General features: G+C 54.8%; 8 protein-coding genes and 2 tRNA genes. 3 read left to right on the top strand and 7 right to left on the bottom strand.

Translation table 11 applies throughout. The features are described 5' to 3' along the window. The first annotated feature begins 23 nt into the window (after nucleotides 1-23). Together ACOTX5_RS06890 and ACOTX5_RS06885 are read left to right on the top strand one after the other, a co-directional pair. Nucleotides 24-2213 carry a TonB-dependent siderophore receptor gene (locus ACOTX5_RS06890; protein WP_023324924.1) on the top strand — a complete coding sequence of 730 codons (2190 nt, stop codon included), beginning with the start codon at nucleotides 24-26 and terminating at the stop codon, nucleotides 2211-2213. 167 nt (nucleotides 2214-2380) lie between these two features. Continuing rightward, nucleotides 2381-2456, top strand: a tRNA-Asn gene (locus ACOTX5_RS06885). Between the two features lie 45 nt (nucleotides 2457-2501). Here the strand turns inward: ACOTX5_RS06885 and ACOTX5_RS06880 are convergent. From ACOTX5_RS06880 to nac, 4 genes are all read right to left on the bottom strand, one after another. Continuing rightward, nucleotides 2502-2804, bottom strand: coding sequence for a helix-turn-helix domain-containing protein (locus tag ACOTX5_RS06880; protein ID WP_017383313.1), 303 nt, complete (start codon nucleotides 2802-2804; stop codon nucleotides 2502-2504). A gap of 4 nt (nucleotides 2805-2808) precedes the next feature. Beyond that, a complete protein-coding gene (locus tag ACOTX5_RS06875) occupies nucleotides 2809-3162 on the bottom strand; it encodes a type II toxin-antitoxin system RelE/ParE family toxin (RefSeq protein WP_045910844.1) in 354 nt (117 codons plus the stop codon). 190 nt (nucleotides 3163-3352) lie between these two features. Beyond that, nucleotides 3353-4303, bottom strand: coding sequence for an HTH-type transcriptional regulator Cbl (gene cbl, locus ACOTX5_RS06870; RefSeq protein WP_003859532.1), 951 nt, complete (start codon nucleotides 4301-4303; stop codon nucleotides 3353-3355). A 96-nt stretch (nucleotides 4304-4399) separates the two neighbouring features. Further along, on the bottom strand, nucleotides 4400-5317 hold the full coding sequence (gene nac / locus ACOTX5_RS06865; RefSeq protein WP_003859531.1) for a nitrogen assimilation transcriptional regulator NAC: 918 nt from the start codon (nucleotides 5315-5317) through the stop codon (nucleotides 4400-4402). A 320-nt stretch (nucleotides 5318-5637) separates the two neighbouring features. On the opposite strand from nac, the gene ACOTX5_RS06860 reads away from it, so the two are divergent. Then, nucleotides 5638-5713: transfer RNA gene (locus tag ACOTX5_RS06860), tRNA-Asn, on the top strand. Between the two features lie 94 nt (nucleotides 5714-5807). Here ACOTX5_RS06860 and ldtA read toward each other — a convergent pair. From ldtA to ACOTX5_RS06845, 3 genes are all read right to left on the bottom strand, one after another. Next, entirely contained in the window at nucleotides 5808-6731 is a 924-nt protein-coding gene (gene ldtA, locus ACOTX5_RS06855; protein ID WP_045910845.1) for a L,D-transpeptidase, read from the bottom strand. A gap of 62 nt (nucleotides 6732-6793) precedes the next feature. Continuing rightward, on the bottom strand, nucleotides 6794-9487 hold the full coding sequence (locus ACOTX5_RS06850; RefSeq protein WP_045910846.1) for a cation-transporting P-type ATPase: 2694 nt from the start codon (nucleotides 9485-9487) through the stop codon (nucleotides 6794-6796). A gap of 47 nt (nucleotides 9488-9534) precedes the next feature. Further along, a complete protein-coding gene (locus ACOTX5_RS06845) occupies nucleotides 9535-9966 on the bottom strand; it encodes a universal stress protein (protein ID WP_023303952.1) in 432 nt (143 codons plus the stop codon). Between the last annotated feature and the right edge of the window lie 404 nt (nucleotides 9967-10370).

Raw genomic sequence — 10370 nt, 5'->3', positions numbered from 1 at the left:
ACACATTCAGGATCAACATAACAATGAAACGTTCTCATCTTTGGGTTTTAAATCCGTGCTTGCTTGCCATGCTTTCTACCTCTGCGTGGGCGGAAGAACAAAAGGAAGAAGATATTGTGGTCTCCGCCAGCCGGGCACATCGCAGCGTGGCAGAGATGGCGCAAACCACCTGGGTTATTGAGCGGGCGGAAATTGAGCAGCAGGTTCAGGGCGGGAAAGAGATTAAAGACGTGCTGGCCCAGCTGATCCCCGGCATGGACGTCAGCAGCCAGGGACGTACCAACTACGGCATGAACCTGCGCGGTCGCTCCATGATGGTGATGGTGGACGGCGTACGTCTGAACTCGTCCCGCAGCGACAGCCGCCAGCTCGACTCTATCGATCCGTTCAACATTGACCGCATCGAAGTGATCTCCGGCGCCACCTCGCTGTACGGCGGCGGCAGTACCGGCGGTCTGGTGAACATTGTCACCAAAAAAGGCCAGCCGGAGACCGAAGTGGAGTTCCAGACCGGGGCAAAAAGCGGGTTTAACAGTCATAACGACCATGATGAGAACGTATCGGCAGCCGTGAGCGGCGGCAATGACAACGCCTCTGGTCGTCTGTCGGTCTCCTATCAGCGCTACGGCGGCTGGTATGACGGCAACGGCGACGAGGTGATTATCGATAACACCCAGACCGGCTTGCAGTATTCCGACCGTATCGACGTGATGGGGACAGGCACCATTAACATCGACGATCATCAGCAGCTCCAGTTAACCACTCAGTACTACAAGAGCGAATCCGACGGCAAGCACGGCCTGTTCCTTGGGGAGAATTTCGCTGCGGTCACGGGCGATGCCAAAGCCTATAACAAAGACAACCTGAACTCTGACCGTATCCCGGGCACAGAGCGTCACCTGATCAACCTGCAATACTCGAACACCGACTTCTGGGGCCAGGATCTGGTTGCGCAGATTTACTACCGTGACGAGAGCCTGACCTACTACCCGTTCCCGACGCTGAGCAAAGGCGCGGTGACCAGCATTGGCGCATCCCAGCAGAAAACCGATTTTTACGGCGGCAAGCTGACGCTGAACAGCAAGCCGATGGACGACCTGACCCTCACCTGGGGTGTGGATGCCGACCATGAAACGTTCGATGCCAACCAGCAGTTCTTCGACTTAAGCAAAGCGGCGGCGAGCGGCGGCATGGAGCTGGATAACGCCTACAACGTGGGCCGTTATCCGGGTTACAGCATTACCAACCTCGCGCCGTTCCTGCAAGCCAGCTATGACATTGACGCCATCACCCTGAGCGGCGGCGTGCGTTACCAGTACACCGAAAACAAGGTGGACGATTTTGTCGGCTACGCCCAGCAGCAGGCAATCGCCACGGGCAAAGCGACCTCCGCTGACGCGGTGCCGGGCGGGAAAACCGACTACAACAACTTCCTGTTTAACGCCGGGATCCTTGGACGTCTTACCGAACAGCAGCAGCTGTGGTTTAACTTCTCCCAGGGCTTCGAGATCCCGGACCTGGCGAAGTACTACGGCTCCGGCACCTATCAGCTGGTCGATGGTCACTATCGCCTGCAAAACAGCGTCAATGTGAACGACTCAACGCTGGACGGTATTAAGGTCAATGCTTACGAGCTGGGCTGGCGCTTCACCGGCGATAACCTGCGTACCCAGGTGGCGGCCTACTACTCGCTCTCGGATAAAACCATCACCATCAACAAGAGCGACATGACCATCAACCTGGAGGACGACAAACGTCGTATCTACGGGGTTGAAGGCCAGGTGGACTATTTCTTCACCGACAGCGACTGGAGTACCGGGGCGAACTTTAACGCCATCAAGTCCGAAACGCGTGAAAACGGGAAATGGGAGAAGCTGACGGTCGACAGCGCCAGCCCGTCGAAAGCCAGCGCATGGGTCAACTGGGCGCCGGGCGACTGGACGCTGCGCGTGCAGAGCACACAAACCTTCGACGTGTCTGACGCCGACGGTAAGAAGATCGATGGCTATAACACCGTTGATTTCCTCGGCAGCTACGCCCTGCCGGTGGGCAAAGTCAGCTTCAGCGTGGAAAACCTGCTGGACAAAGACTACACCACCGCCTGGGGCCAGCGCGCACCGGGGCTGTATAGCCCAACCTACGGCGCACCGGGTCTTTATACTTATAAAGGCCGTGGACGTACCTTTGGTCTGAACTACTCCGTACTGTTCTGATCCTGCGCGCCGCCTGCCTGCGGGCGGCGCATTATGCTGTGCAATTTGAAAGCAAATTTGCTATTAAATCATCGGTTTGCTGAAATTCTCGGCAAACGAACAAAAACGGTGTTTTCCCCTTTGACAAGGCGCACGCAGGTCGATAATATGCGCCTCGTTCACACGATTCCTCTGTAGTTCAGTCGGTAGAACGGCGGACTGTTAATCCGTATGTCACTGGTTCGAGTCCAGTCAGAGGAGCCAAATTTGAAAAGCCTGCTTTTAAAGCAGGCTTTTTGCTTTTGTGGGTTACAACACAAACTCGTAATGAGAACCATCGGGCAGTTCTACATCCAGCCGTAGCTTCCCTCCGGCGGCCTCAACGTAGCGTTTCAAAGAAGAAAGCTTAATATCGCGACCTGCCTTTTCCATAACGGCGACAGTAGGTTGTTTAATACCCAACGCCCTGGCCATATCTACCTGCGTTTTTTGCACTTTTTCACGTAACTCGGCCAGATGGATATTGAGCAAAATATCCGTTGCCATTGCCTGTGCGCTGGCAACAACCTCAGGTTTTTCATCTGCAATAAGCTGCTCCAGGGTTCTGCCCATCGCGTTAATTCCTCTCTTTTAATGTGTTCAGCCAGCGAGTGTATTCCCGATCCGCAACGAGGAGCATCTCATCGTAAAATCGCCTTTCATTACCGAACTTATTGCCCGCACACAGTACAATACCCGTACGGTTCGGATCGAAAGCGAAAAATGCCCTCAGCGGATCACCCTTACTCTGGATACGCAACTCTTTCATGTTGCTGTGGCGGGAGCCTTTCAGCGTATCGGCATACGGTCTGGACAGACCCGGTCCCTTTTCCCGCAATACAAGTAGCGCGGCCAGTACGCTGGCTCTCTCGCTATCGTTTAATGAGGTGAACCAGTCGTCAAACCTGTCCGTAGTTTTAATCGCCCACACGGGACCTCCTTGTACAACATAGATCAAAAACTATATAGATGCAAAACTATAGTGCCGATTATGCAGACAGATTGGCTGGTATGCAGGTTAAGGATGCAAAATATGGAAGCCGTCTTCAGAAATAAAGGAGAAACAGGGTGAAGGGGGAATACAAGCCCGGAAAGCGCAGCGCAACCGGGCAGACGCGTAGTTAAATCTGATAATCAATCGCCACTTCTTCCGGCTCCATCACCTGGCGTTTGATCTCATCCACGGAAAGCCCCGCATTGCACAGCTCGATAAAACGCCACACGTAGTTACGCTGAAGCTGCCCGCGCTTTAGCCCCAGCCAGACGGTATTCGCATCGAACAGGTGACGCGTATCCAGACGCACCAGATTTCCGGCTTCATATTCGCCGCCAGACTGCTCGGCCACCAGGCCAATCCCCAGCCCTAACTCGACGTAGGTTTTGATCACGTCGGAATCCTGCGCGCTCAGCACCACGTCCGGGGTGAGCCCTTTACGCTTGAATGCTTCATCAATGCGCGAACGTCCGGTAATGCCCTGCCGGTAGGTGATAAGCGGCCATTTGACGATCTCTTCCAGCGTCAACGGCGAAACCTGATTCAGCGGGTGATCGGCGGGTAACAGCAGGCTGTGGTGCCAGCGGAACCACGGGAACGCCACCAGCAGCGGGTCGTTGCTCAGCCGTTCACTGGCGATACCGATATCGGCCCCGCCGTTATGCAGCAGCACTTCAATTTCCTGCGGCGTGCCCTGGATCAGTTCGAGACGTACGTCCGGGAAGATCTCACGAAATGCTTTGATAACCGTCGGAAGGCTGTAACGCGCCTGCGTATGGGTGGTGGCGATAGTCAGCACACCCGAAGCGTCGTTGGTAAAGAGATCCGCCAGCCGACGAACGTTGCTGGCCTCGTTGAGAATGCGCTCAGCGATGGTCAGCAATGCCTTGCCTGGCTCGGTCATACCCAACAGGCGCTTGCCGCGACGGATAAAAATCTCAATGCCTAACTCCTCCTCCAGCTCGCGGATATGTCGGCTGACGCCCGACTGAGAGGTGTAAAGCATATTGGCGACTTCGGTCAGGTTGTAATCCCGCCTGGCCGCCTCACGAATAATTTTAAGTTGCTGGAAATTCACAATTCACTCCGGCGCATCTGACATAAGGCTATTGTTAGAGTCAGCCGGGCTGGAGAACAAATAATAAAAACCAGCATCTTATGCTTATTTGGAATATCAGCTGACGAGTTGCAGCTCGCGATTTTCCAGGGACGGCTTACTGACCAGAGACATCAGGATCTCTTTCACCGCCTGCGCCTGCGGTGACAGGGAGCCGCGCGCAGACATATTCAACGACAGCGGTAAGCTCATGGATGGCGTGGTGATGCGGGCCATCCAGCCGTTCGCCGCGCTGCACAGTGAACGTGCGGCAGACTCGGGCAGAACCGTTACCCCCATGCCGCTGGCAATGGCGGCAGTCAGCGTGGAAATAGAATCAATCTCGCCGATAATTTTGGCCGTCAGACGACGCAGCGAGAACGCTTCGTCAACACGCACGCGCACGGCACTGTAGTCGCGCGGCAGGAACAGGTTCATCTCTGCCACAGCGGTTAAATCAATGCTCTGACCGGGGCAATCACGGGTACCGACCAGGTAAAGATCTTCCTTCAGCAGCGGCTGGCTGGTGATCCCGGCAACCGGGGAGCGATCGTACAACACCGCCATATCCAGCTGACCATTGAGCAGTTTGTCATTGAGTACGGAACCACTGTTCTCATGCAAATAAACCAGCACTTCCGGTAGCTCCGCGCGCACCGCCTGTAGCAGCGGCATGGTTACCGACGATGCAGCCGTTCCCGGCGCCAGGCCGATGGAGACATGGCCACTCAGGGTCTGCCCCACATTGTGCACGGCCAGCTGCGCCTGTTCACACTGACGCAGGATCGTGCGGGCATGGGTATATAAAATTTTTCCCGCTTCGGTAGGCGTTACGCCGCGCTTGGTGCGGATCAACAGTTGCTGGTCCATTTCGCCTTCCAGAGTCGCGACCTGCTGGCTCAGCGCAGGCTGCGCGATATGCAGCACTTCAGCCGCCTGGGTCAGGCTGCCGATATCGACGATTTTTACGAAGTATTTCAGTCGTCTTAAGTTCATGTTGCCCCCTGTTCGAAAATAGCGTGCCGGTAACGGCTGTGTTGTTAAACAGGTTTTGCAATATGGATGCCAGTTTTTTGCAGCGGGTGTATGTCGCTGCTAAGCGGCTGAAAATAAGGAAAGCCAATCACTGGTGCCTGTTTTGAGAAGGGGACAACGGTTTCCGATCTGCCCCATTCGGGGTATATCTGCACAATAATGGTGCATTCCGTTGGCAAAAACGTCACTTTGCTGGTTTTGTCAGCAAACAGTGCAAAGTCGGTGATCCATCCTTTGACAAGGCGTACGCAGGTCGATAATATGCGCCCCGTTCACACGATTCCTCTGTAGTTCAGTCGGTAGAACGGCGGACTGTTAATCCGTATGTCACTGGTTCGAGTCCAGTCAGAGGAGCCAAATTTGAAAAGCCTGCTTTTAAAGCAGGCTTTTTGCTTTTCTGCGTTCGGTAAAATTGTCGGGTGGCGGCTTCGCCTTACCCGACCTACGGTCCTCAAGGCCCGGTAAGCGAGGCACTACCAGTCATAGCAAGCTTCACCGGCATCCCTGACCGCCGTTCCAGCTCAGCGCCCGCCCCTTCACTTATTAGCTGCGTCCTTTGTGCGGCTGAAATGGGCAGCGGCACCTTATTTGTCGATTCAAATTCCGCGCGATTGCGTGAAAGCGGCTCGTGAACCTCTACCCAACGGCTACCGTCCGGCTCGGTAGTCACTTTTACGGGCTGATCGATAAGCTGTACCCGCGTCCCCACCGAAACGTTATCGAACAGGTATTTGATATCGTTATTACGCAGGCGAATGCAGCCCTGGCTGACGCGCAGACCAATGCCGAAATTTGAGTTGGTACCGTGGATCGCATACAGCCTGCCGATATAGAGGGCATACAGCCCCATCGGGTTATCCGGCCCGGCGGGAACGAACGCGGGCAACGTTTTCCCCTCTTTCGCGTAAGCGCGTCGCGTATTTGGCGTGGGTGACCAGGTCGGGCCTTCCTGTTTGCGCTCAACGGCGGTTACCCAGTTACGCGGCGTTTCGCGCCCGGCCTGGCCGATGCCAATAGGCAGCACCTCAACCGTGTTGCTGCCGGGTGGATAATAGTAAAGTCGCATTTCCGCGACGTTCACCACAATCCCCTCGCGCACCGTTGGCGGCAGAATAAGCTGCTGCGGCACCACCAGCTGTGTTCCGGCTCGCGGTAAAAACGGATCTACCCCCGGGTTGGCTTCCAGCATATTGCTCAACCCCTGCCCGTGCTGCGCTGCAAACGCTTCGAGCGGCAGGGTATTGCCCTCAGGCACGGTGTTGGTGACTGGCGCCCCCACCAGGCGGCTGCCCTCGGGAGGGAGGGGGTAGGTTACAGCAGATGCAGCGGGAACCAGAATACCAAGCGTAAAAACGAACGAGGCAAATCGAATCATAGTGTTCTGTACTCAGTCAAAGAGAAAGCCTGCCGGTGGGCAGGCTTAGCCTGCTCATTCAGTCATCTTTTCGTCGTGCGCCATCTCCGGGTAAGGACTTTTTCTGCTTCAACAATCATGAACATCGCAAACCCAATCAGGAAGGTGATGATCCAGTAGCGGAACGGTAGCGCTTCGGTACCGAACAGCATTTGCATGAACGGCGCATAGATGATCAGAAGCTGAAGGGCCAGCAGTACGCCGCTCACGATCCATATCCCCTTGTTAGCCAGCAGACCTTTACTCAGGGAGAAGCCGTCGGTGACGCGGCAGTTGAGCATGTAAAACCACTGGGCGGTGACCAGCGTTTGCAGCAACACGGTGCGGATGAACTCCGGCGAGTAGCCGCGAGGTTGCAGCCAGGCCTCCAGCACAAAGGCGCTGATGGCAATCATCAGGCCGACAAACACCACTCGCCAGATGGCATAACCGTCCATCACATGCAGGTTAGACTTACGCGGCGGCCGGTTCATGATGTCCTTCTCACCCGCTTCAAACGCCAGGCCAAACGACAGCGTTGCCGAGGTTGCCATGTTCATCCACAGGATCAGTACCGGCGTTAATGGGATCAGGTTTCCCGCCAGCAGGGCAATAATGATCAGCAAAGCCTGGGCGATGTTGCTCGGGATAACGAACAAAATGGTCTTTTTCAGGTTGTCGTAGACCCGACGCCCTTCATGGACCGCCCGGGCAATGGTGGCAAAGTTATCATCCGTTAACACCATATCGGCGGCTTCTTTGGTGACTTCAGTACCTTTGATCCCCATCGCGATGCCGACATCCGCCCGCTTCAGCGCCGGCGCATCGTTCACCCCGTCCCCGGTCATCCCGACCACTTCCTGCTTACTTTGCAGCGCCTGCACCAGGCGGAATTTATCTTCCGGGCTGGTTCGGGCAAAGATATCGTATTTTTGCGCCGCCTCGCTCAGCTGATGGTCGTCCATCGCCTCCAGCTCGCGCCCGGTAATGGCGCTCGCCGCGTTGCCAATACCCAGCATCTGTCCAATGCTCATCGCCGTTTGTGGATGATCCCCGGTAATCATTTTCACGCGAATGCCCGCCTGCAAGCAGTCGGCAATGGCCGAAATGGCTTCCGGGCGCGGGGGATCCATCATGCCCGCAATGCCGAGCAGGATGACCCCCTCTTGCAGATCCGCATGCGTCAGCTCGCGCTGCCCGCTGGCGGCCGGTTTCCAGGCCGCAGCCACCATGCGCAATCCTTCGCGCGCATACTCTTCAATCTTCTCTTCCCAGTAGTGCAGGTTGAACGGCTCCAGCCCGTTTTGGGTCTGCTGGTGCTGGCAAAGACGGAAAAGGACGTCCGGCGCACCGGTGATTAACATCACCTCTTCGTCACCCAGGCGATAGAGGGTGGACATGTATTTATATTGCGAATCGAATGGGATTTTACTGCGCAGTTCGGCGTCAATTGCCGGAAGCGGGATTTTGGCCGCCAGCACCTTCAACGCGCCTTCGGTGGGCCCGCCGGTGATTTTCCACAGCCCCTGCTCATCTTTGATCAGCTGGCTGTCATTACAGAGATCGACGGTGCGCAGATAGCGCTCCAGCACAGATCCCTGGGTCACGGTGACCGGTGTCGTATCGTCAACAGGATGAATCGCGCCCACCGGCTCATAGCTGTCTCCCTCCACGCGGTAGGTGGTGTCCGCGGTAATCACCGCTTTTACCGTCATCTCATTCATGGTCAGGGTGCCGGTTTTATCCGAGCAGATAACCGTCATCGCCCCCAGCGTTTCCACGGTAGGCAGCTTGCGAATAATCGCCTTACGACGCGCCATCGCCTGCACGCCCAGCGAGAGGATGATCGAGATAATGGCCGGTAATCCTTCCGGCACCGCCGCTACCGCAAGGCTAATCAGCGACAGCACCAGCTCTGATACGGGCATATCACGGAAGATAAGACTGAAAACGAACAGCGCCAGCATCATCACCAGAATGGTGATAAAAATGGTCTTGCCGAGCTTGTCCATTTGCACCATCAACGGGGTACGGTGTTTTTCAATGTCTGACATCATCTGGTTGATATGGCCGAGTTCGGTCTCCCCACCGGTCGCCACCACCAGCCCTTTTCCCCCGCCGGAGCTGACGGTGGTGCCAGAATAAAGCAGGTTGTAACGGTCGCCTAACGGCAACTCCCCGTGGAGCGCATCGCTGCTTTTCTCCACTACCGTGGATTCGCCGGTGAGAATAGCTTCTTCCACCCGCAGGTTGTGCGCCTCTGTCACACGAAGATCGGCAGGAATGCGATCCCCGGCGCGTATCACGACGATATCTCCGGGCACCAGCGCTGTCGTCGGGATAGTTTCATGGTTGCCCTGCCGGATAACCACAGCCTCGCTGGAGAGCATATTGCGAATACTTTGCAGCGATTTCTCCGCATTGCTCTCCTGAATATGGCCAATCAGGGCGTTAATGATGGCTACCCCAAGAATGACAAACATATCCACCCAGTGTCCCATTATCAGCTTCAGCAGCGCCGCCGCCAGAAGAACGTAAATGAGAACATCGTTGAAATGGGCCAGAAAGCGCAGCCAGCCAGGTTTACCCGGTTTTTGCGGTAAGGCATTTTCGCCGTATTTTTCCAGCCTGGCGGTCGCTTCTGTACTGCTGAGTCCGTCGAGGCTGGATTGGATATTTGTCAGGGTTTCATCAACGGTCTGTTGATAATACGGGCGGTGAGGCTTTTCTGTTATCATCGTTCCTTCCTCGGGTTCTTTTCAGAAATCACCTTGCTTTCATGTCATTAACGAATAACGAAAACAGGAACATGCGCATAACGAACGATACTCGCCGCCTCTGACCCTAATAAATGGGTTTGAATATTGGGATTACGCGATCCCACAATAATCGCACCGACGTTAAGTTCATCCGCCAGTTTGATTACCTCATCACGTATATTCCCGCTGCGAACATGAAGATGGACATTCGCTTCCGGCAGGTTGATTTTTTTTACCAGCGCAGCCAGTTTTTCTTTAGCATTATTAATCATATATTCATCCATCTTTCTCGCGTCTGCAATAAAACCGCGGGTCAGTTCTGCCGAGAACTTTGGCATAACGTACAGCAGATGGACATCACCCGATGCGCTTTGCGCCAGGAATTGGGCATGCTGTAGCGCTTTGTCAGACAATGCTGTTTCGTATACATCCACCGGCACCAGAATCGTTTTATACATATCAAGCATCCTTTTTTATAACCAACACAACAGTGAGTGAATCAGGAGAGATCGCATCAACCCCATAGGTACGGGCGTGAATGCCTTTTACGGAAAAAAGGAATGGATGCTATTAAACGTAGCACAGGAATATCAGGATGTTATTCAAAGGGGATACACCATCGTAACGCTTGTTTCGCCTGAGTATGTCACGCCACTAATAATGGTTATTTAACATTTATTTATTCACCGACTATGCTCATAGTCAGACATGCAACACGTTTATTCTCTTTATCCCGCGCCACCTTCAACCTCATGGAGGAATGCATGTACGGTTTAAGCCTGATTCGCCTTGGTTTGTTTATTGCGCTCGCCATTATCGCCAGCACAGCAATCGGTTTATTTACCTATGTGGTCGTCTCGGC

The sequence above is a fragment of the Enterobacter cloacae complex sp. IR5441 genome, from assembly GCF_049238215.1.
Lineage (GTDB): Bacteria > Pseudomonadota > Gammaproteobacteria > Enterobacterales > Enterobacteriaceae > Enterobacter > Enterobacter hormaechei_C.
The sequence above is the reverse complement of the archived record's forward strand: the minus strand, read 5'-3'. Positions and strand labels throughout refer to the sequence as shown.

Coding starts and splice junctions, on each gene's coding strand:
- ACOTX5_RS06880 (WP_017383313.1), bottom strand. CDS start 2,804: ATGGGCAGAACCCTGGAGCAGCTTATTGCAGATGAAAAACCTGAGGTT.
- ACOTX5_RS06850 (WP_045910846.1), bottom strand. CDS start 9,487: ATGATAACAGAAAAGCCTCACCGCCCGTATTATCAACAGACCGTTGAT.
- ACOTX5_RS06890 (WP_023324924.1), top strand. CDS start 24: ATGAAACGTTCTCATCTTTGGGTTTTAAATCCGTGCTTGCTTGCCATG.
- ACOTX5_RS06845 (WP_023303952.1), bottom strand. CDS start 9,966: ATGTATAAAACGATTCTGGTGCCGGTGGATGTATACGAAACAGCATTG.
- nac (WP_003859531.1), bottom strand. CDS start 5,317: ATGAACTTAAGACGACTGAAATACTTCGTAAAAATCGTCGATATCGGC.
- ldtA (WP_045910845.1), bottom strand. CDS start 6,731: ATGATTCGATTTGCCTCGTTCGTTTTTACGCTTGGTATTCTGGTTCCC.